General features: G+C 44.5%; 20 protein-coding genes. 5 read left to right on the forward strand and 15 right to left on the reverse strand.

The genetic code is table 11. The annotated features are described in order from the left end of the window. Positions 1 to 235: 235 nt before the first annotated feature. From DXB91_RS01190 to DXB91_RS01260, 15 genes are all read right to left on the reverse strand, one after another. A complete protein-coding gene (locus DXB91_RS01190) occupies positions 236 to 718 on the reverse strand; it encodes an S-ribosylhomocysteine lyase (protein ID WP_015534167.1) in 483 nt (160 codons plus the stop codon). A 2-nt stretch (positions 719 to 720) separates the two neighbouring features. Beyond that, on the reverse strand, positions 721 to 1,422 hold the full coding sequence (locus tag DXB91_RS01195; protein WP_022216034.1) for a 5'-methylthioadenosine/adenosylhomocysteine nucleosidase: 702 nt from the start codon (positions 1,420 to 1,422) through the stop codon (positions 721 to 723). 40 nt (positions 1,423 to 1,462) lie between these two features. Next, positions 1,463 to 3,823, reverse strand: a complete 2,361-nt coding sequence (locus DXB91_RS01200) for a transglutaminase domain-containing protein (protein ID WP_118016629.1) — start codon at positions 3,821 to 3,823, stop codon at positions 1,463 to 1,465. Further along, positions 3,816 to 4,877, reverse strand: coding sequence for a DUF58 domain-containing protein (locus DXB91_RS01205; RefSeq protein ID WP_118016630.1), 1,062 nt, complete (start codon positions 4,875 to 4,877; stop codon positions 3,816 to 3,818). Before DXB91_RS01205 ends, DXB91_RS01200 begins: the two co-directional genes overlap by 8 nt. A gap of 41 nt (positions 4,878 to 4,918) precedes the next feature. Further along, positions 4,919 to 5,845, reverse strand: coding sequence for an AAA family ATPase (locus DXB91_RS01210; protein ID WP_118016631.1), 927 nt, complete (start codon positions 5,843 to 5,845; stop codon positions 4,919 to 4,921). Between the two features lie 15 nt (positions 5,846 to 5,860). Beyond that, complete coding sequence (locus DXB91_RS01215) at positions 5,861 to 7,789, reverse strand: EAL domain-containing protein (protein WP_117548811.1); 1,929 nt, start codon at positions 7,787 to 7,789, stop codon at positions 5,861 to 5,863. A gap of 62 nt (positions 7,790 to 7,851) precedes the next feature. Continuing rightward, complete coding sequence (locus DXB91_RS01220; protein ID WP_118016632.1) at positions 7,852 to 8,544, reverse strand: glycerophosphodiester phosphodiesterase; 693 nt, start codon at positions 8,542 to 8,544, stop codon at positions 7,852 to 7,854. After that, positions 8,537 to 8,965, reverse strand: a complete 429-nt coding sequence (locus tag DXB91_RS01225; protein WP_118016633.1) for a hypothetical protein — start codon at positions 8,963 to 8,965, stop codon at positions 8,537 to 8,539. Before DXB91_RS01225 ends, DXB91_RS01220 begins: the two co-directional genes overlap by 8 nt. Positions 8,966 to 8,974: 9 nt before the next feature. Further along, positions 8,975 to 10,510 carry a Y-family DNA polymerase gene (locus DXB91_RS01230; RefSeq protein WP_117548808.1) on the reverse strand — a complete coding sequence of 512 codons (1,536 nt, stop codon included), beginning with the start codon at positions 10,508 to 10,510 and terminating at the stop codon, positions 8,975 to 8,977. A 73-nt stretch (positions 10,511 to 10,583) separates the two neighbouring features. Next, positions 10,584 to 12,089, reverse strand: a complete 1,506-nt coding sequence (locus DXB91_RS01235; protein WP_117548807.1) for an MATE family efflux transporter — start codon at positions 12,087 to 12,089, stop codon at positions 10,584 to 10,586. Positions 12,090 to 12,114: 25 nt separating this feature from the next. Beyond that, on the reverse strand, positions 12,115 to 13,110 hold the full coding sequence (locus DXB91_RS01240) for an ROK family protein (RefSeq protein WP_117548806.1): 996 nt from the start codon (positions 13,108 to 13,110) through the stop codon (positions 12,115 to 12,117). A 233-nt stretch (positions 13,111 to 13,343) separates the two neighbouring features. Then, positions 13,344 to 14,735, reverse strand: a complete 1,392-nt coding sequence (locus DXB91_RS01245) for a uracil-xanthine permease family protein (protein WP_117548805.1) — start codon at positions 14,733 to 14,735, stop codon at positions 13,344 to 13,346. A gap of 69 nt (positions 14,736 to 14,804) precedes the next feature. Further along, the gene (locus tag DXB91_RS01250) at positions 14,805 to 17,099 is read right to left on the reverse strand and encodes a xanthine dehydrogenase family protein molybdopterin-binding subunit (protein ID WP_117548804.1); all 2,295 of its coding nucleotides are present in this window, start codon (positions 17,097 to 17,099) and stop codon (positions 14,805 to 14,807) included. A 12-nt stretch (positions 17,100 to 17,111) separates the two neighbouring features. After that, the gene (locus DXB91_RS01255; RefSeq protein ID WP_117548803.1) at positions 17,112 to 17,582 is read right to left on the reverse strand and encodes a (2Fe-2S)-binding protein; all 471 of its coding nucleotides are present in this window, start codon (positions 17,580 to 17,582) and stop codon (positions 17,112 to 17,114) included. Then, positions 17,573 to 18,373, reverse strand: coding sequence for an FAD binding domain-containing protein (locus DXB91_RS01260; RefSeq protein WP_165852745.1), 801 nt, complete (start codon positions 18,371 to 18,373; stop codon positions 17,573 to 17,575). The genes DXB91_RS01255 and DXB91_RS01260 overlap by 10 nt, the downstream gene beginning before the upstream one ends. A gap of 129 nt (positions 18,374 to 18,502) precedes the next feature. Between DXB91_RS01260 and DXB91_RS01265 the strand changes: the two genes are divergently transcribed. From DXB91_RS01265 to DXB91_RS01285, 5 genes are read left to right on the forward strand one after another with little or no spacing between them, the layout of a single operon-like run. Further along, positions 18,503 to 19,624, forward strand: a complete 1,122-nt coding sequence (locus DXB91_RS01265; protein WP_118016634.1) for an ABC transporter substrate-binding protein — start codon at positions 18,503 to 18,505, stop codon at positions 19,622 to 19,624. Beyond that, positions 19,608 to 20,609, forward strand: a complete 1,002-nt coding sequence (locus tag DXB91_RS01270; protein ID WP_117548800.1) for a FecCD family ABC transporter permease — start codon at positions 19,608 to 19,610, stop codon at positions 20,607 to 20,609. Before DXB91_RS01265 ends, DXB91_RS01270 begins: the two co-directional genes overlap by 17 nt. Continuing rightward, entirely contained in the window at positions 20,606 to 21,430 is an 825-nt protein-coding gene (locus tag DXB91_RS01275) for an ABC transporter ATP-binding protein (protein ID WP_117874141.1), read from the forward strand. The genes DXB91_RS01270 and DXB91_RS01275 overlap by 4 nt, the downstream gene beginning before the upstream one ends. Continuing rightward, positions 21,427 to 21,762, forward strand: a complete 336-nt coding sequence (locus tag DXB91_RS01280) for a winged helix-turn-helix domain-containing protein (protein ID WP_022216050.1) — start codon at positions 21,427 to 21,429, stop codon at positions 21,760 to 21,762. Before DXB91_RS01275 ends, DXB91_RS01280 begins: the two co-directional genes overlap by 4 nt. After that, on the forward strand, positions 21,695 to 22,777 hold the full coding sequence (locus tag DXB91_RS01285; RefSeq protein WP_242992594.1) for an NTP transferase domain-containing protein: 1,083 nt from the start codon (positions 21,695 to 21,697) through the stop codon (positions 22,775 to 22,777). Before DXB91_RS01280 ends, DXB91_RS01285 begins: the two co-directional genes overlap by 68 nt. Positions 22,778 to 22,814 lie beyond the last annotated feature (37 nt).

Genomic DNA, 22,814 nt, shown 5'->3' on the forward strand with positions numbered 1-22,814 from the left:
AATCTCTTCCTTTCTATTTGAGTTTCAGCCCATTCATAACCGTATCCGGTGAGAGCCGTCTTCATGAATCTGTTTAGCTGTTTTATGTGCACAAAAAAAGCTTACGTGCATTAAAAAGCACGCAAGCTTCATTGTCAATAGAATGGCAAACATTCCTCAACAAAGCGAATTTCCACTGAAAATCACCCGTTTTTTACATGGTCTGTATATTTTGATCTCATTTGTGAATTGGAATTTAACCCTCTGGATAATTAAGTCTGCTGTCATCTATATCATACAGAACCTGTGACAGGAATTTCTCTGCAAGATAGTTCGCCATACCGAGATTCATATCCAAGTAATTGCCGCACTCTCTTGGATTTGCTCCAGGGATCGGATCGTGATAATGTCTTATGAATTCGAACATTGATATCATAAGCTCCACTATATCCTTCGACTCATAATCACCTGCGAGTATGAGATAAAATCCCGTCCTGCAGCCCATAGGTCCAAAGTATATGACCCTATCCTTATACTCTTCATTATTTCTCAAGAATGTCGCACCGAGATGCTCTATAGTATGAACCTCCGCAGTGTTCATAACCGGCTCATAATTCGGCTTTGTCATCCTTATGTCAAATGTTGTGAGGATCTGATCCCCAGCCTTATCCTTTCTCGACACATAAATGCCCGGATTCAGGAGAAGATGATTTATCTGAAAACTTGCTATCTTATCCATGTCTACTTCACCTCATATCTCTTTATTATCTCTGTCATCATGTTTACACTGTTCTCTATAGCCTTTGCCGCAAATGTAGGATAATCCATCTCTGCACTGTCATCAGCCTTGTCCGATATGGCCCGGACAACAAGGTACGGAACCTTATTCAGCACTGCAACATGTCCTATGGCCGCGCCCTCCATCTCTGCACATCTTCCACCAAATGTCTCCACAAGCCATTTCTTCTTGTCCTTGCTCCAGATAAACTGATCGCCGCTCACCACTCTTCCAGTGAACACCTTGACTCCTATATTTGCTGCATCGACTGAGTCCTGTGCTATCTTAAGCAGCTCATCGCTGGTCTTGAACACGCTCAGCTCTGTATCAGGGATCACACCCGGCTCATATCCAAGGGCGGATACATCCATATCGTGCTCCACGGTATCCGTAGCCAGAACGATGTCTCCTATATCTATGTCAGCATCCAGTGATCCGGCTATTCCGGTGTTGATGATAGCTGACACTCCATACATGTCGATCAGCGACTGGGTACACATGGCCGCATTGACCTTGCCGACACCGCACTTTACGACCACGACATCCGTTCCTTCTATCTGTCCTTTGTAGAAGCTCATGCCACACTTGTCTGTGACCTGGAGCCCATCTATCATCTCTTTCAGTCTTGCGACTTCCTCGTCCATCGCACCTATGATTCCAAGCATCTCTTATACCTCCATTATCCATTGCTACCTGTCAACTATACTACAACATTCGGAATATGTATATCCTCTTCATAAAAGGAACCTGTCTCCTAAAGCTCCTGAACAGCACCCGAAGTTCTCCCATACGCTGTACATATTCGTCCCCGGACACCTCGCCGCCATAGCTTATGCCTTCCATATATGCCGCAAGATCCTCAGTCTCCGCCGGATCTGCGCCCTTACAGAAATATTCAAGCTGCTGCCTGTGATTTCCCGCCTTCGAAAAATCATCCGACGCAAGTCTTGCATAATCACACATATACCTATAGTAAGCTATCACATTTCCAGTCTTATCTCTCCTGTGATAACCCACAAAACGAACTATCTTCCTGACTGCTATACGCCCCACAAACAAGAGCACTGCAAATGCTATACATCCCGCCAGAACATATATTATCCACACGGCATTTCCAAGTGAAAATGCTATGCCGGTCGTATCTGTTCCGGTATCTCCGCTGTCATCACCTACGAGCCATCTTCCAAATCTGGACCAGAAATCATCCTGGGTCTCATCCTCATCTTCACTCGACGGAGGTGTCAGCTCCACGACCTGCCATCTGCCACGTATGAACGCCTCTATCCACGCATGAGCTCCGCCATCGTCCACATCCACCTGAACAACAGCCGTTCTTCCAAGCTCTGATGAGCCTGAATAATAATCATCGTAACTGAACTGTTCTTCATCGATCATTGTTCCGTCAAGGACCTCGGTGTAATCCACGGCATACCCCTCCACATATCTTGTGGGTATCCCCATGTATCTCAGGATCAGCGCCCCCGCAGTGGCATAATTGGCACACAGGCCCTTCTTCGTGGTATCAAGGAAATAATTGACATAATCCTCATCCCTCGGCGTGGCTCCCGGATGCAGTGTGTACGGATAATTCTCCAGGAAGTATATATACACCTTCTGCAGCACATTATCCACACTGTCTTTTTCCGTGATTCCTGCGCTCTCACAGAATCTTCGTATTGAATCCATATTCTCCTCTGGAATCTCAAGATACTTGTCATCCACCGACGACATAACCGGCTCAGCCAGAGCGGATGGACTGTACTCCACACTGTACAATGAATCGCCCTCTTTGTAAGTATTCATGGCTTCTATATCAGTGTAGTAAGGGTAATATTTTAGATCTCCGGCGCCATCTATGATCTGTATATCCATTCGTCCTCTGGCATGTCCTTCAGAATTGACCGGTGACGGATAGTCGCCATCCTTATCTCTGTCCCAATGATCCCATTTATACTCATCACCAACGAACGCTTTCAGATAGATCCTGTTTGTGCTATATGGTGCAAATGTGATTACCAGATCCGTCTGTCCATCAAGTGTGACATCCGACACGCCTCCAAGCTTTCCATTTGCCAGTCCTCCGGTATTCGCCGAATTCCTTAGGGATTCAAATCCATACATGATGAGGTTTCCAAGCGGGCCTTCGATCTTGTTCTTCGCCGAGCTATCACGATACCTGTACAGATAAGTCTGCTGCGGCTTGACAAGGATAACCGCACTTCCCACCAATATACATACAGCCGCCACACCGGCCGCAAGCTGCAGAGACGCCCTGTCACTATGCCTGTAACTGAATCTTCGCTTCTTCTCATCATATTCAAACGTACTGTCCTTGTCAGTTATACGGAAGTGACCATTTCCCTTAAGGCAGATAACTCCCAAAAGTCCTGTGGATACCATGAACATGTAAATAACATCCGGCTCAAACCTGAAAAACAATGGTAATATAAACACAGGAAGTGAAAACCACACTGCCCAGAACACACTCATATTCGTGTTAAGGAAAATGTTGAGGATTATTATCTCTACACAGCCTATAGCGATGGCTGCCACAGGAACAGTGAGCGCCCTGTTGGACAAAGTCTCGGAGAATACCTTAACCTCCTGGGCTCCATAATAATCAGTCACATGATCCAGGAACTCATTTACGATAGCATAAAATCCACTGTTTATATAGCGTCTGAGAAGCATGATGAACAGGACAAAAGCGACAAGAAATATGATATATCCAACATCTCTCACCCACACCTTGCCTGATTTGAACAGACCACAGAAGTACATGGCCAGCAGCGCATACGCCAGAAATATAACGGGAACACCATACGCCATATCTATACACGACAAAAAGCCGCACATTGAACCGCCTATGATAAATATCTCCAGCAGGCATTTTGCAGCAATACCTCTGCTGTCCGATTTTCTTCTGCGCAGCTTTCTTTTTCTGTAATCCGCGCCTTCTCTGCCTCCATCTGTGATCTCCGGATCGTTGAGCAGCCTTACACCTTCACAGAATTCTACCGTTTTCCTGTCTTCAGTTTTCTTTTTTCTACCAAAGATTCTACCCAATTATGTATCCTTTCACACGATCTCCATATGTAAACACTACATTGCCATCCGCTCTCATATCGCCGGAAACAACTATGATCCTTCTGTCAGAATCCAGATTCTTCTCAAGCATCGATAACCCATAGCCAAAATCTGCATACGCCTGCTCATAAAAGATCTTCTCCATCCATTCAGCGAGATCATCCCTGCTGTCTATCGAAGTCCTGACTATATCGCCCTGCGCGCCGCTCCAGTAATAGAATGTAAACGGCAGTTGTTCATCCAACAGACTTACAGCCATGCCGTAGGCGGATTTCAGTACATCATTCAATATATGTGTCTCATCATCGGCAAGCTCTACCAATATCATGAGCTGGCTTGACGACATGCTCTCTCTGTCCTTTACCATCAGCACGTCTTTTTTTGCTGACAGCTTCCAATGTATATTCTGAAGCTTATCCCCCGGCTGGTATTCTCTCACATCCACAACCTCGGAGAAATCATGACCTTTTTTCCGGCTCTCCTCAGCCTCGTTCATCCCCTGTGAAACCGCGGTCATATCCGCCTCCACATCAACCTTTCCGGAAGGGAAAACCTTGTACTCTTTTACCGAGTTGCATTTGCTCTTTATCCTCACAAATCCAAGCCAGTCAGTAACACATATTCTGTCCGCTTTCACCTCCAGTGCACCTACATACGACTGGGCTATCTGGTAGTCCACCACATTCGCACTGCGCGAATATGCAGGTATGCACAGCGTATGCCTGCCATTTGTATGGAAAAGATCATTCTCCATGCTTATCTCTATCTCTGTGTTCATATTCGGAATAATGCTGCTGTTGTCGAGCACAACCGATACGAGAAATGGCGAGTCCACCGTAAGGTTCTGTTCCCCGCCGCCAAATTTTACAGTCAAATGCCTTGAAATCACAAAGGCGCATACTATTGACACGACCGGCAGAACTATCATCAGTATCATAACTATGAAATTAAAATATGAATGCACAAAAAGAAGGATCAACAGATTTATAACAAACACGAGAATGTATTTGAATACATGCCATGCGTACTTCATCCGCTGATCCTCCTTTACTTATATCTCTTATGTTCTCCGCTCTAAGTTCTTGGAACCTTAATCTGGCTTCTCACTTCATCCAGAGCCTCTGCGACAGTCATTCCATTAGCTCTGGCACGGGCTGCAAGCTTTACCCTGTGCCCAAGCACGTCGTTGAACACCTCTGCTATGTCTCCCGGCACAACATATTCTCTTCCAGAGAGCACCGCCATTGCTCTGCTCATCCGCAGAAGTGCATTTGCGCCTCGCGGACTTGCTCCCATCGAGAAGAGCTCACTCTCCCTGGTAGCCTCAACCAGAGTCACTATGTAATCAAATATTGAATCATGCACACTCAAAGTTCTCGCCTTATCCTGAAGACCTATCAGTTCATCTCTCGTCACTATTCTCTCTACACTGTCCATAGGTACAAATTCCTGACCTTTAAGTATCTGCACCGCAGCCTCGTGGGATGGGTATCCCATGGAAAGTCTCACCATGAATCTGTCAAGCTGGGACTCCGGAAGCATCTGCGTTCCCGACGAACCAACCGGATTCTGGGTTGCCATGACCGTGAAAGGCTGTGGAAGTTCCCTTGTAACAGCATCGACTGTCACATGTTTTTCCTCCATGATCTCAAGGAGTGCCGACTGAGTCTTAGGCGATGTTCGGTTTATCTCATCCGCAAGGAACAGATTACAGAACGCTGAACCCTCTCTGTACTCAAACTCACCGCTTTTTGCATTGTACATGGAAAATCCCATTATGTCACTCGGCAGAACATCCGGTGTAAACTGGACTCTGTTATATTTCATATCCAGAGTTCTGGCAAATGCCGTTGCAAGAGTGGTCTTGCCCACACCCGGGATATCCTCAAGCAGTATATGTCCACCCGCAAGTATGGCAGCATAGACCTTGATTATTATATCTCTTTTTCCCTTTACAGCCTTCTCTACCTCATCAACGACCCGGTTCTCTATATCTGTCATACGCCGTCCTTTCTCTTAGCCTTGGTTAACTCTCTTCACCTCTGATATGAACTTATCCTGTGGCAATGGTCTTGAGAAATAATAGCCCTGAATGTAATCCACTCCAAGATTGCTGAACTTCCTGAGGGATTTCTCCGTCTCCACGCCTTCCACTACGATCTTCATATTCATATCCTTAACCATGCTTATGGTGTTCTTGACAACCTTAATCATCTTGTCATCTGTGTCTATATCCGCAAATGTCTTGTCCAGCTTAACTATCGAAAACGGCATGGATGCTATCCTCTTCATATTGGAATAACCCGTTCCAAAATCGTCAAGTGAGAATGCAATACCATCATCTGTGAGACTGTTGATATTGTCCATCATTGTCGTCTGAGCATAGGCAGCCGCAGTCTCAGTAATCTCAAGATTTATCTGCTCATTGCTGACTCCGTAACGCTCCATCACTGCCCGCACGTCTTCTGATAACTCACTGCTCATGCACTGGATGACCGACAGATTCACCTCAACATATTCCAGTCCGAGATTCTTGAATTTCTCTCCAGCTATGAAACGGCACACCTCTTCAAGAACGAACTTACCTATCTTATGGATCATTCCATTCTCCTCCGCAGCAGGGATAAATATCTCCGGCGAAATGTATCCATACATATCATCATTTAATCTCAGAAGTGCCTCAGCACTGTTATATTTTCCAGAATCTATGCTGTATATAGGCTGATAGTAAACCTCAAACCTGTTCTCGGCAAATGCCTTCTCAAGTATCATGTCCATGTCCCGCATCAGATCATATCTTTCCTTGTTATAGATATCTCTGGCATAGAGAACACGGCCTGTATACTCGTGCTCAGCAAGCTCATCGCCAAACCGCATCACACTGTCAACATCCTCTATATCCTGAGGACATCTGGTGATACATATTATCGGCAATAGATTTATAAACATATCATTATACTTATATCCCTTCTTCAGCTTCTCATTTATCCACTCCGCAAAATCCTCAGCCTGATCCTTGATACGCTGGTTCATGACACATCTGAACATTCCGTTTCCCAGATAATACCACTCAACATCATATCCGTATGGTCTGCTCCACTCTAAAAAGTCTTCAGAGATCTCCCTGAGCAGCTTATGATATTCCTCAACTCCCAGAATCCCGCGAAGAGTCTTGTCATTCTCCATAGTTATCATAACTATCGTTATATCAAGGCCATTATCCAGAGAATTTCTCACGTCGTCCATGTATCTTGTGATCTTGTTCAGGCCCGTGGCACTGCTTATAAACTGCTCCGGACTCTGTATCAGCAACGCAACGAACAGTAATCCAATCGCATTTGCAAACATCTCAATCGGAATATCCGGGTTAAACATCTGAAATACGGCCGCAACAACAACCAATGGGAATATCGCTATGGTTGATACAAATCTTCCTCTTGTAAGTCTCCTGTGGTATCTCGTAACAACCATGAAGCCCAGAATCATATAAAATATTCCGGCAACATACAGAAATGTCATGAAAAACTCTCTTCTGTACTCTCCCTGTCCGCCTATACTGAATACACACGGGGTGAAAAAATTAACTCCGAGCATGATTATGCACAGCAACGTTGGAAGTACCAGTATGAAACTCTTCACTTTACCTCTGAATATGTGTATGGCATCCACTATGTTCATCACATAAGTGGCATACATAGCCGATGAAACGACATGGAAAAAGAGATATCCCGTATGGAATATGTATTGGGTGACTACATGCCTTTCACCCATATTGTCAAATGCGATGGCGCCTATATCAAACGCTGTGGCAACCATTGCAATGGTCAGAACAAATTGAAACTGCCTGTTTAATTTGCCTCTGGTCATCTTCTTCATGATGACTGAGACCATGATAAGAGTAAACACGCAGAATGCCGCGTAATCAAAGTATAGTACTTTGCTCATATTATCCTCCTATGTACAACTCATCCACCTATAGAATAATATAACAAATATTTCTAGGTCTTTCAACGCATTATATCCGGGCGGTCTGTTATCACTGCATCTACGCCCAGTCTGCACATACGTCTCATCCAGTGTGGATCATTCACAGTCCACACATATACCGGTATGTGCTTGCGCTTCATTCTCTTCACAAATTCCTTCGTGCATAGAAGATAATTCGGCGATATAAAATCCGCTTTACACCGTCTCATTCTTCTCTCAGGAAAATACTCATTCAATCTGACACCGAGCTTAGCCTTTTTCTTACCGACAAGCAGTCCGGTCTTTATCCTCGGGTCTATGGCCTTCACATTGTACGACACTTTGTCCTTGAAGGATTTTATCGAGAACTCACCGTATCCAAATCTCCCCTTGACAAGATCTATGACACGCCTCTCGTATCCGCTCTCCTTTAATTCTATATCAAGACATATCTTTCCGCTGCAGAGTTTCAGGACTTCGTCAAGCGTAGGCACTCTGTAGCCTTCTTTTGATGCAATATCGTTGATCCTGTTGTATGTCATATCTCCTATCTTTCTGCCGTCTATAGTTCCATCATGAAATACTATGAGTATATTATCACTGGTTTTCCTCACATCGAACTCCGCCATATCCGCCTTCAGATCTATAGCTATCTGAAACGCTTCAAGTGTATTCTCATGAGGCGCAAGGGCACTCGCTCCTCTGTGTGCTATCACCATAGTCTCTCTATTCATGCAAATATACATCTCCATTCTGATCAATATCTAAATCATATATATCATCTATCGGTATCTCGGTTCTGTCTTCCATAACTATCTTTTTCCCATATACGTCAACATTGCGTATATATCCCGACACATGTTCGTATCTTCCACCGGCTTTTCTGTCATCCTTTACAAAATACTCTATACTCACACATTTTTTGTCTGCATTATGCATTATATTCAACAGTTTCTGATCAAGAACCATTTTCTGACTCTCATCCAGCTCCACCTTCTCATCGGTGAGCCTTGCAGTCTCCGCTATGGCTGCTCCATGTCCTGTGAGTGCGGCAAATGGGGCAAACTGTGCTGCTCTGTCATGGATAGACATGTGCGGATGAACAGAGGACACGTGATGTGGAAGCTGTATTATGTCATCGTAATTATCTTCCATAAGCCCCTCCTAAGCCTTGTGACCGCCTATCTGTCCGTTCCTCTCTATCGTCGTACCGCCCTCCTCAAGATTCATTCCCTTAAGGACTGCATTTTTGCCAAATTTCTTCTTGAGCTCTATCATCGCTTTCTGCATGCTCTGCTCCCGCTTCATATCCTGCTGCTTTTTCTCCGTCTCTGCTGCCCCGTCTCCAAAATCATCAAACAGACTGAGCTGCCTTGATGACTGTTTCTCATGTGCCGCAGTATTCGATATGATATTGTTCGCCGTGACATATATCCTTCTGACATACAATAAAGGATCTACGATCTCTTCAAACAATCCGGTCACCGCATCCATGATGACCTGTGTAGATGATGTATACTCTCCAAGATTCACCGTTCCATGGGCACTTTTCGGTATTTTCCTCCCATACATATCTGTCTGTATCTCTCCGGAAAATTTTGCTCCCGCGGCGTTCTTTTTGAGATTATCTATATCATACCCCACTGTTATGACCATCTGATCTGTCTTGACATTTTTATCCACAAGATCCAGCACGAGCAGATCCGTCATCTCACGGATAATAAGTCTGGCTTTTTCATATTCGTATGGGCATGACAACACCTGTCCTGAACCTATGCTGTTCCTCTCCGGCTTGTAAGCCTTGATATCAGCAATGGTACAAGGCTCCCAGCCCCATGCATGATCTATGAGCAGCTCTGCATTTATACCAAATAATCTGTACAGCAGATCTTCGTTGTAATACTCATCGTCATGTCCCAGTGAGCATCTGGCGATATCTCCCATTGTATAAAGTCCATGACTCTCAAGTTTTCTCGCATATCCTTTTCCCACTCTCCAGAAATCTGTGAGCGGTCTGTGATTCCACAGCTTCTGTCTGTACGACATTTCATCAAGACTTGCTATCCTGACTCCATCCTTATCCGGGGCTATATGCTTTGCCTCAACATCCATCGCTATCTTACACAGGTAGAGGTTCGTTCCTATCCCTGCTGTTGCTGTTATACCGGTCTGTGCAAGCACATCCTGTATGATCGTCATGGCAAGATCGTGCGGACTCATCTTATATATCCCAAGATAATCCGTCACATCCATGAACACCTCATCTATGGAATACACATGCATATCCTCTGGTGCTACATACTTCAGATAGATGTTATATATATCCGTACTATACTTCATGTAATATGCCATACGTGGCGGAGCGGCTATATACGAAACCGCAAATTCATTATGCTCCGCAAGCTCATTGGAATCGCAACTCTCCCCGGAAAAGTTTCCACCGGGTGAAAGTGTTCTCCTGCTGGCATTGACCTCCTTAAGCCTCTGCACCACCTCGAACAGTCTGGCTCTTCCAGGTATACCATAGCTCTTCAGCGATGGGGAAACAGCAAGGCATATAGTCTTCTCTGTTCTCGACGCATCTGCCACAACCAGATTGGTGGTCAGCGGATCAAGTCCGCGCTCAACACATTCAACCGATGCAAAGAAAGATTTCAGATCTATCGCAATATACGTTCTATCTTTCTTATCCCTATCCACAGCCAATCCCCCTGTCACTTCATGCTCAGTCTTAATCTTCTCTTTCTGATGCTTATGTGCCTTGGGTCACATACTATACAGCAGCCGTCTCAGCACCCTTCCCACCGGCCCGTGTATGCCCCAGCACTTTCCTCGATACGAGTATGTATGCGATTATCATCGCCGTACCTGTTATTATCCATGAAACTATATACACGTTCAAAAGCATGCCAAAAGAATGATATCGCGCAAACACCGTATATATCCATATGATCCTGAACACTACTGAACCCACAACTGTTATAATAGCCGGCAGCATGGATCTGCCAAGGCCTCTGAGTGCCGCAGCTGTCATCTCATATGTTCCTGTCATCGCCTCAAGGAGCATGACATGCTTCATTCTTATAAGTGCATACTTTATAACCTCTGTATCTGTTGTATAAAATCTCACAAGAAAATCCCCTGAAAGCATCATGACACTGCTGAACACAGCCGTCATAAGCATGCCCTCTAACATGGCAATCCTGAGAGCTTTTCTGCATCTCTCCTTCTCACCTGCACCATAATTCTGGCTCACAAATGTCACTGCTGCCTGTGCGTATGCGGATATGACAAAATATGCAAAATATTCAAAATTAAGACCCGTGGATGAGCCTGCCACAGCATCAGGACCAAAGCTGTTGATTCCGCCCTGTATCAGCACATTTGACAATGAGAAAACTGCCGTCTGTATCGCTGATGGAGCTCCTATCCTGAGTATCTTTCCCAGGCACACTTTATCTATTCGTATATTCTTTATATCGAGTCTGAGTGGACCTTCCTCATGCATCAATATATACATGACTATTCCCGTACTGACAACATTTGATATGACCGTTGCCATGCCGACGCCTGCCACTCCAAGTTTACACACACACACGAAGAACAGGTTGAGTACAACATTGAGTACGCCTGAAACTATCAGGCAGTAAAGCGGACGCCTTGTATCACCTATAGCTCTGAGCACAGCCGCTCCAAAATTATACAGTATGATAAAAGGCATACCTACGAAATAAATTCTAAGGTACAGCACAGCCTGGTCAAGCACCTTGGCAGGAGTATCAATAGCCTCAAGTATAGGTCTTGCCACAAACATTCCAACCACAAGCATAGCTATTCCGCATATAAGGGCGAACTTCACGCTGGTATGGACACATTTGCTTATTGAATCCTTCTTATTCTGGCCTATATAATGCGCCACAAGAACATTCACACCGACAGAAAGTCCCACAAATACATTCACAAATAGAGCAACGACTGCAGCATTACTTCCAACTGCTGCCAGTGCATCACTTCCCGCAAATCTTCCTGCCACAGCCACATCAGCCGAATTGAAAAGCTGCTGCAATATACTGCTGGCCGCCAGCGGCATTGCAAATATAAGCATCTTAATCGCCAGTGAACCATTTAACATATCCATCTCGTGCGATTTTTTTCTATAATCGGTGTTCTTTTCTGTATTCGTTTCTTTGCCTTTTTCTTTGCTTTTTTCTATGCTTCTTTCTTTACTCTTTTCTGCGCTCATTCTGATGTCCGTCTCTTTTCCGTCATTGTGTTTCATCCTGATATGATCTCCGTTTTCTTATCTAGTGAGCACCCTCATACTTCTGAAGATAGTTGAATAGTGCTCCTATGAGATTGGAATCGTTACCAAATTTGCACAGGCCCACCTGCATCTCATTATAAATCACTGAAAATTTCGCCAGTTTATCCACATACTTCTTCACGCCCTGTATAAATCTTGGTTCCGCACTGATTCCACCGCCAAGGAGTATGATGTCCGGTGCCAGCAGAACATGCATGTTCATACAGTGCTTGGCAATATTCAGATACCAGTCCTCAAGCACATCTATGACCGCCTTATCACCGGCAGCCTCCCACTCATATATCATCTCACCTGACACTTCATCTTCCCTCATGCCCTTGACTGCTGCCACCTCTCTTCTGAGTGAGCTTACCGATGCCTGCATCGTCCAGGTGACATTGTCCGGAAGTTTTACATGTTTCTTTGTATTCTTGAGATTCGCCTCAAGCGGTACAAGTTTGTCTATATTATCCCTGTTCACATCCTCAAACAGGTACGACATCTCACCGGCAACCATACCTCTGCCGTGGAGTATCTTTCTGTCTATGACTATTCCTCCACCGACACCTGTGCCAAATACCAATACAACTGCGCTGCTATAGTCCTTTGCATTTCCCTGCCATATCTCCGACAATGCTGCACATTTGCCGTCGTTCTCAAGCGCTACCTTAAGTCCATCGCATCTCTCGCTTACAAGCTCGCCTATATGTGCTTTGTCAAGGTAAGGCAAGGCTCCGCCGGCATAACATATTCCGTTGTCCACGTCCACCTGTCCAGGAAGTGATATTGCTATTCCTTGTATATCATATCTTTCCTTATATCCATCATATATCGACTGAATTGCATCAAGGAATGCATCCAGCCCCTGTTGTATGTTCTCCAGTCCATTTCCAAATCTTCCAGGTGTAGGGAATTTATTCTTCTCCATTATCTCAGCTTCTCTGTCCATCACACAGTGTTTTATAAATGTTCCGCCTACGTCTATCACAATGTACATATCTTCTCCTCCATACCGAATAGGTTTTATTACTATATATTTTTCTTCAAGCTAAAAAATAGCAGTCTCAAATGTATATACAGTATATATTATACTATATCGAACACACATTCGAAAACCACTATTTTTATGTTAGCATATTTTTTTGTTATCAACAACTACTTTTGTAGCATAACAACAAGTTGTGTACGCCACAGGGACGTTCCTTCTGTAACGAGGAGTGTCCCTGATTACTACTTTTCTTTAGGCAGGATAATATTAAGCAGAATTGCAACCATTGCCGCAGGAACAATTCCTGAGCCTCCAAAAACAAGCTGGAGCAGCTGAGGGGCATTTGCTAGAATACCAGGATTGGCTCCCATTCCATAGCCTACGCCCAGTGCTACTGAAACTATAGACAGGTTGCGTGCGCTTAATGGTTCCTTTGTTATGAGCTGAATACCACTGATAACTATCGAAGAGAACATCATAACCGCAGCTCCGCCAAGCACTGACTGAGGCATGATCGATACCAGTGCTGCAAGTTTAGGGCAAAGGCCACATAATATCAGAAATATCGCTCCTGTTGCAAGCGCAAATCTGTTGACGACCTTAGTCATGGCTACAAGTCCCACATTCTGGCTGAATGATGTATTTGGAAGGACTCCAAACACCGCTGCAAGAGATGAACCCAGACCGTCACACATCACACCACCTGAAAGTTCCTTATCTGTGGCTTCCCTTCCAAGGCCACCTTCCATAACACCTGATATATCACCGACAGTTTCCACCGCTGTTACAATAAACATTATGAGAACGGGAAGTATTGCACGCATATCAAACACCGGTTTTACAGGCATGAGCTGTGGAATCGCAAACCAGGAAGCATCTTTCACCTTGTCCCAGTTCAACACCCAGGCTTTTGTATATTCCACACCATCAGCAGTTATACCTGTTCTCGGAAGGACAAGTCCCATTATGATCGCCGCGATATAACCTGCGATTATTCCAAAAAGAATAGATGACGAGCTTAAAAATCCTTTTGTCCAGTGCTTAAAGAAAAGAATAACCACAAGGACAAATAATGCAAGCAGAAGGTTCTCCATGGAGCCAAAGTCTGCGGCATTATTTCCACCTCCAAACGAATTTATTCCCACCGATATAAGGCTGAGTCCAATTGATAAAACTACTGTACCTGTTACAACAGCCGGGAAAAACCTGCGCAGAGGTTTCAGGAAGAAACCAAGCACAGTCTCAAACAAGCCACCGATAATGGATGCACCCATAATCGCACCATACGCAAGCACTCCACCGCCCATGGTTGCCGCTACGCTGTTGAATACTCCTATAAAACCTGAAGATGTACCCATAATGATCGGTACCTTTCCTCCAACAGGACCTATTGAGAAAAGCTGTATCAGGGTGACAACTCCCGCGATAAGCATTGCGTTCTGAAGCAGCGAAAGCTGAAGATCAGCAAATTCACCACCGACCAGTCCGCATGCTCCTGTGATAATTAATAACGGTGTCAAATTTCCGACAAACATTGCAAGGACATGCTGAAGTCCAAGAGGTATCGCCTGGGAAAGAGGCATCCTTCCATCAAGCTGGAATGCTGTTTCTGAAAGTTTAAACTTATTTTTCATCTGTTGTTTTCTCCTGTATATTTTATTTTCATATTACAGATTCTGTTATTCTGCTTATGTTATCTCCAATTACTCTTCCGGCATGGACATAAGAATCTTCTCCGGTGTGATCGGCAGTTCTCTGTGCCATACACCTGTCGCCCTATATATGGCATGTGCAATAGCAGGTGCCGGAGTGTTGATAACTATTTCTCCTATCGATTTGGCTCCAAAAGGACCTGTAGGCTCATAGCTGTTTTCAAATTCCACTCTCAAATGCCCCATATCAAGACGGGTTGGTATCTTGTATTGCATGAAACTCGACTCTATCGGGCATCCCTTCGCATTGTAGGTGATGTTCTCAAACAGAGTGTGTCCTATTCCCTGGACTATGCCTCCCTCAGCCTGAACACGTGCCAGTGCCGGGTTTATGGCTATGCCACAATCCACGACTGCAGCATAATCCAGTATCTTCACTTCTCCTGTATATCTGTCAAGTTCTATCTCAACCATTCCGACCATATATGGAGGAGGCGAAACCGGAGACGAATGAGAGACTGTAGCTACAGCGGCAATATCATTTGCGACCTGATCCTTAACACTTATATCAGCCAAAGAAACGCTTTGATCTGTTCCTGTCCGATATGCCCTGCCATTTTCGAAATACATTTCATCCTGTTCACATCCAAGCATTCCTGCTGCAATTGCGCACAGCTTCTTCTTCAATTTATCACAGGCAAGCTCCACAGCCTTTCCTGTTACATACGTAGTGGATGAAGCATACGAGCCGGAATCATATGGTGAAGCATCTGTGTCTGCTCCAAATACCGCCACGTCATCAACCGAGCAATCCATACACTCCGCAACCATCTGTGCAAGGATAGTATCACATCCGGTTCCCATATCTGCAGCACCGATTATCAGGTTAAATGTACCATCATCCGCAAGCTTGACCGTTGCAGATCCTACATCCACATTCGATATACAAGAACCCTGCATGGCCATTGCTACTCCTGCAGCCCTGACTTTTCCGTTTCCCATGTTCCTGACAGGGTATTTATCATCCCAGTTAAATATCTCCTTGCATCTGGCCATACATCTGTCAAGAGCACACGCATTTGCCGTCTCGCCATAATACGCAGGCATCTTCATTCCCTCGCGCAGCATATTCTGCTCACGGATCACGGTCGGATCTATCCCCAGTTTCTCCGCAAGTTCATTCACCGCAGACTCAAGCGCAAAGATTCCCTGTGTAGCCCCATATCCTCTGTATGCACCAGCCGCCATAGTGTTCGTATATACAACATCATATCCAAACCTATATGCCTCAAGGCCTCCTGTATATAACGGGATGGACTTATGCCCGCTAAGTCCGACTGTTGTAGGTCCATGCTCCCCATACGCTCCAGTGTTGGACAGAGTATACAGATCAAGTCCTCTTATATGTCCATCGCGGTCTGCTCCCAGACGGACTCTCACCTCCATCTCATGGCGCGGTGAACCTGCGATCTGACTTTCCTGTCTCGTAAATATTATCTTAGCCGCACGCCCGGTCTTCATGGTCACAAATGCAGGATACACCTCACTTACCGCTGTCTGCTTTGCTCCAAATCCGCCTCCTATACGTGGTTTTTCCACTCTGATCCTGCTCTTTGGAATGCCAAGCGCTCTTGACAGAATACGACGTACATGAAACACGATCTGTGTAGAAGAAATTACATGAAGCCTTCCATAACGGTCAAGGTGTGTATACGTTCGAAAAGTCTCCATCATAGCTTGGTTAAAGGCTCTCATATGATATCTGTTCTCCAGCACCTCATCGCAGTCAGCTATAACAGCATCAACATCGCCATCACCGCCTACATCGCTTGCTATCAGGTTGCGTTTCGGATCGCCTCCTACCTGAACTGGCGGAAACCAGTCGTCCTCAGGATGAACCAATATTTCATTATCCTTTGCCTTGTGGAAATCCAGAACAGGCTCCAAGATTTTATATTTAACCTTTATGAGTTTCATAGCCTTAATTGCTGACTTTTCATCCTCAGCTGCTATGATTGCAACCACATCGCCCACACACCTCACATGGCGGTCCATAATGAGTCTGTCATACGGTGACGGCTCAGGATATGTCTGTCCTGCTATTGCAAACCGGCTATTTGGCACATCCTGCCATGTGTAAATATCTACTATTCCAGGTATTTTTTTTGCTATGGAGACATTTATATCCTCCACAATAGCATTCGCATGTGGACTGCGAAGCAGTTTCACAACAAGTGCATCACCGGGAGTGATATCATCCACATATACCGGTTTGCCAAGAAGTAACTGCATAGAATCTTTTTTTCTAACGGATTTATTAACTACATTATATTTTTTATGTTCCATGAGTTCACCCCTTTACCGTCTGTCATCTGCAGAAATTCTACTGTCTAAGTAATTTCGGATTCCTCTCAGTTGTCCCTCATATCCGGAACATCTGCACAAATTTCCGGCAAGATATGCCCTGATCTCATCATCCGATGGATCAGGATTTTCTCTGAGAAGAGCTATTGTATTCATCACAAAACCCGGGTTGCAGAAACCACATTGATCAGCACCCTGATCAGCAATGAACCCGGCAAATTCTGCTGCCTCATCCTGAAGGCCCTCAAGGGTCTGCACCTCGTGTCCATCTGCCCTGGCAGCAAGCATCGAACAGGAAAGGACAGGAGTCTGATCCATAAGCACTGTACACAGACCACAATTTGACGTCTCACAGCCGCGTTTCACACTATAACAGCCATGATCACGCAGAAAATCTATAAGGAGCATATCAGGAGCTATATTTCCCGAGACGAATTTCCCATTTAATTTAACTTTTATTTCCACTGCTGCTCCTCCTCAATCTTTTTCAATAATCTCTGTCCAAGCACACGTATCAGACGGCTTCTGTATTCTGCGCCAGCACGATGATTGCTTCCAACCGGGATCTTGTCAGAAACCCAACTGGCAAATGCTTTCTCTGTATCATCAGAAAGTCCCCCTGTGAGCAAGCCTTCTTCATCCAGAACAAGCATCGCCCTTCCAGGCCTTGCTCCCACAGCCAAACGGTATTCTCCATCCACGCATGATGCCGAACATGCAATGACAGGAAAATCTGTTCTCTGATTGCGGACTGATGCATAAGCAAAAACTCCGGGAGTTTTCCTGATGATCAGATGTACAATCACGTCCCTGTCCTGTTTCATGCCAACAAATTCCCTGAGAGGAATCATACCACCATGATAAAGCTCTACAAATGCATCCATAGCTAAAAAAACTGTCAGAATGTCTGAAAACCCGAAACGTCCCCATATGCTTCCGCCAATCGTTGCGAGATTTCGGAACTGAACTCCCACAATATCCTTCACCGCTTCGCATACTGCACCATGTGTATATTTGTTTAATCCGTCATGCAGCTCTATCTGACGGAGTGATGTCATTGCACCAATAATGAATTCGTCTTCTTTTTCTTCAATCTTATCAAGTCCCAGATCACACATATCTATGGCTGTCTGTATCAGGCGATCCTGCATTTTTGTCCAGAGCATTCCTCCGATAATACAGCTTCCCTTTTTCTGATTCAGTTCATATGCCTCATCAATACTTTGTGCGCGTACATAATTCTGTATTGTTACCATAAAAGCTCCTTTTAACATATAAACACAATTTTTCAAAATATATTATATTAAAACAGCTTGTCTTTGAAAAGATGCTTTGTTACAATACCGTTGTATTATTTCAAGAATAACGAAAGGAACATTGAATTCATGAAAACAACTTTTAAAAAGCAACTATCTATCATCCTTATCTGTACTATGCTGGCAGTACTTACAGCCTGTGGTACAGACAGTGCTACGACAACACAGAGTACTACGGAAAGCACCACAGTTGCTTCAGTATCCGAATCAGCTTCCAGTGAAGAAGTATCATCTGAAGAATTATCTTCTGAAGAGTCTTCCACTGAAGCAGATGCTGAACAGACTGTATACCCTGTAACAGTTACTGACCAGGCCGGCCGTGAAGTTACAATTGAAAAAGAGCCATCTTCTATCGTGAGCGGCTACTATATTTCTTCAAGCCTTCTGATCGCTCTTGGTCTCAAGGATAAGGTTGTCGGTATTGAGGCAAAAGCAGACAAGCGCCCTATTTATAAGCTTGCTGCACCAGAACTGACAGAGCTGCCAAATGTTGGAACTGCCAAAGAGTTCAACCTTGAGACATGCGCTGCTCTTTCCCCTGATCTGGTTATTCTGCCAATGAAGCTGAAGGATGCAGCTCAGAGCCTGACAGACCTCGGTATCGCAGTACTGCTCGTCAATCCTGAAAGTCAGGATCTTCTGACAGAAATGATCAACACCATAGCTACGGCAACTAACACCAACTCAGAGGCTGCAAAGCTGCTCGCATATATAGATTCTCAGAAGGATATGCTTACTTCAGCTCTGTCTGGCGTAGAACCTGAAAGTGTATACCTTGCCGGCAACTCATCATTCCTGTCTACTGCCGGTCCTTCTATGTATCAGTCAAGCATCATAGAGCTTGCCGGTGGAAAAAATGCAGCTGATTCTATCACAGACACCTACTGGGCTGAGATAAGCTATGAGCAGCTTCTTGCATGGGATCCTTCTTATATAATAATCGCATCTGATGCCGAATATACAGTAGATGACGTAATGAACGATCCAAACCTTGCAGAATGCACTGCTGTAAAAAACAGCCACGTATATGCTATTCCTGGAGACGTGGAAGCATTGGACAGCCCGGTACCTGCAGGAATCCTGGCATCTGTATGGCTTGCAGGGATCCTTCATCCTGATCAGGTATCAACTGACACATATACAACTGAAATGACAAATTATTATGAAACATTCTATGGAATCAACAATTAATAACAAGCGTAAAAATAAAAACAAAGCAACAATAACTATTATACTGGGAGCTGTCATTCTGGCAGCTCTCAGTATATTTTCTTTTTTTGTCGGAAAATATCCTCTTACACTTAATGGATTGCTGCAAGGTGATGACATGCAGTGGCGTGTATTTCTCACGCTTCGCGCAAGCCGCGGAATCATCGGCTGTATAGGGGGATTTGTTCTCGGCATAGCAGGATTTGTATATCAGACTGTCTTTAAGAACCCATTGGCTTCTCCAGACATCATAGGTGTATCCTCAGGTGCAAGCGCCGGTGCCGCATTTGGCATTCTGTTTTTGTCCGGGACAATGTCTGTAACCATATCTGCTTTTGCCGGAGCCATATGCTGTGTGATACTGGTTCTGCTTCTGTCATCGCTGACATATGAGCGTGATGGAAAAAGCATAGTACTGGCAGGCATAGCAGTACACAGTCTTGCCCAGACCGCTCTTGTATGTCTGAAGCTGACTGCCGACCCTGAAAAACAATTATCATCAATTGAATACTGGATCATGGGAAGCCTTAATGGCATAAGTATATATTCCATTGGTTCAAATGTAATACTGTGCGCTGTCTGCCTGCTGATAATGTTCCTATTGTACAGGCAGATCATAATGCTCTCCCTTGATGACGCAGAGGGCAAAATGCTTGGTGTGAATGTTAACCAGATACGAATGCTGGTTCTTTTGATCGCAACCCTGGCAACTTCAAGTGTGATCAGCATGACGGGACTTATCAGCTTTATCTCTCTGCTTGCTCCGCACGGAGCCAGAATGCTGCTCAAAAATAACCGCTTATCAACTATGCTTCTAAGTGGTCTTATAGGTGGATGCCTTCTCACTTTCGGTGATATACTTGCCCGCAGTGTATGTTCCACAGAACTACCGGTCAGTATATTCACAAGTATCATAGGAGCACCATTTCTTATCTATCTATGCATAAGGAGGAAACCTGTAAAATGAGTATATTAAACATACGCAATCTGTCAGTCGGCTACCACCACAGCAGCCGCACCAGCACCACAGATGTGCAAAATGTGATAAATAATATCAGCTTTTCTGCAGAAGAAGGTACAATTGTTGGTATACTTGGCGAGAATGGCTGTGGCAAAACAACCCTTATCAAAGCAATCGCCAATTTGATTCCGCATAGTGGCTGCTGCGAGTTAGATAATCTCCAGCTGGAACATATGCCTCACAAAAAACTAGCACAGCTATGTGGATATATCCCTCAAAAAAGCGGCATATCCATAGACATATCTCTCTTAGATGTTGTCATGATGGGATTTAACCCAGAGCTTAAGCTTCTTCAACCCCATACTGAGGCCATGAAAGAAAAGGCTTATAAAGTTCTTGCAATGGTCGGACTTGATTCACGGATAAACGATAATTTTCAGACATTGAGTGAGGGTCAAAAACAGCTTGCCCTGCTGGCACGTACATTTGTGGCAAAACGGAAGCTTTTACTCCTGGACGAACCGGAAAGTGCACTGGACTTCAGGCTGCGTTACCAGATCATGAACCTTCTGTGCAGCTATGTTGAACAAAACCTCGCGGTGTCTCTGGTAACGCTTCACGATTCATCACTTGCATTAAATTACTGCAACACTCTTCTGGTTTTATCTGAATCCAAACTGATCGGTGAAATATATCCTGATAAAACACCCATTGAGGAAATGGAAATGCTTCTGTCCAAAGTTTATGGTACAATCAGTATCAGAGAACTTCGCAACCGTCAGGGAAAGCGCCAGCTTGTCATGATGAAGGAGGATGATATGCATTGAGAGCTGCTATTAAAATAACATTTTTTGATGATAATGATGAGAAATTCTTTGGTGAAGGTCCATACCGCCTTCTTTTGGCTATAGAAAAAACCGGTTCTCTCCGCTCCGCATCCCAGTCAATGGGGCTTGCCTACAGCAAAGCATTCCGCATGATAAAAAACGCTGAAGAGGCGCTGGGATTTTCACTTACAAGCCGCCAAGCAGGTGGCAGGTCAGGTGGGGGGAGCACGATAACACCAGAGGGAAAGGAATGGCTGAAAAAATATGAACAATATAGAGAAGCCTGTATTCAGGCCGGAAGCAAATTGTATATGGAGATCTTTTCTGACTAGCAAAAAGAAACATATCGTTATTACCGGTGACAGGAAAAGTGGCAAATCAACACTTCTCTCTTCACTTTTCGACAGACAAATGCCCGGAATTACATCATGGGCCGTCCCAAAAGAAGGCGTGTACATGAAAAATAACTCTAGCGGTGAAGTTGTACGTATCGGCAAATTCTGCTCTGATGCCACAGGTTGCGAGAACCTCATGCAACCCATTAAAGATGCCTTTAACAGCACATGTATTGCATTTTTAGAAAGCCTAGCAGACACAACAGCACCATGGATTACTGTAGACGAAATTGGATATCTTGAAAACACATCATACGATTATCAAAAAGCTTTCGAAAGGCTCATGAATAAAAAGCGGATCATTATGGTTGTTCGAAAACAGGATCTCTCATTTCTGAACCGGCTGTGCAGCCATAAGGATGTGTTCCTTGTTGACCTTGACAGACCATTTGGCAATTCCGGATGTATCATCATGGCTTCAGGGCAGGGAAAACGCTTTGGCAGCAATAAGCTCATGGCTGAATATCACGGACAGCCGCTCATAAAGTGGATACTTGATATAACAAAAGATTTGTTTTCCAGGCGACTCGTTGTCACCATACACCAGGATATTGAAAAGCTTTGCACAGAATATAGTATACCGGTAATCCTTCACTCCTCACCATATCGGAATGATATGATCCGTCTTGGTCTGGATACAATTGGTTCCTATATTGACCGCTGTGCTTTTATTCCTTCCGATCAGCCACTCATAAAGACGGAATCTATAGCATCACTATTATTATGTGCAAAAAATGAGACATCATATATATGGAGAACGTGTTATGACAAAACTCCAGGATCACCTGTGATATTTCCAAAAGAATATTTTGATGAGCTTATGTCTCTCCCACAGGGAAAAGGCGGGAATGTCGTTGTCCACAGTCACGAATCTCAGGTAATGCAGCTACCCGTCACCAACAAAACTGAATTGATGGACATTGACACACCAGCAGATATGGCGCGGCTGTAGGGACGTTCCTTCTGTCACCAAGAGTGTCCCTCTGTCT

This window comes from Coprococcus sp. OM06-34AC, from assembly GCF_003462545.1.
Classification (GTDB): Bacteria; Bacillota; Clostridia; order Lachnospirales; family Lachnospiraceae; genus Coprococcus; species Coprococcus aceti.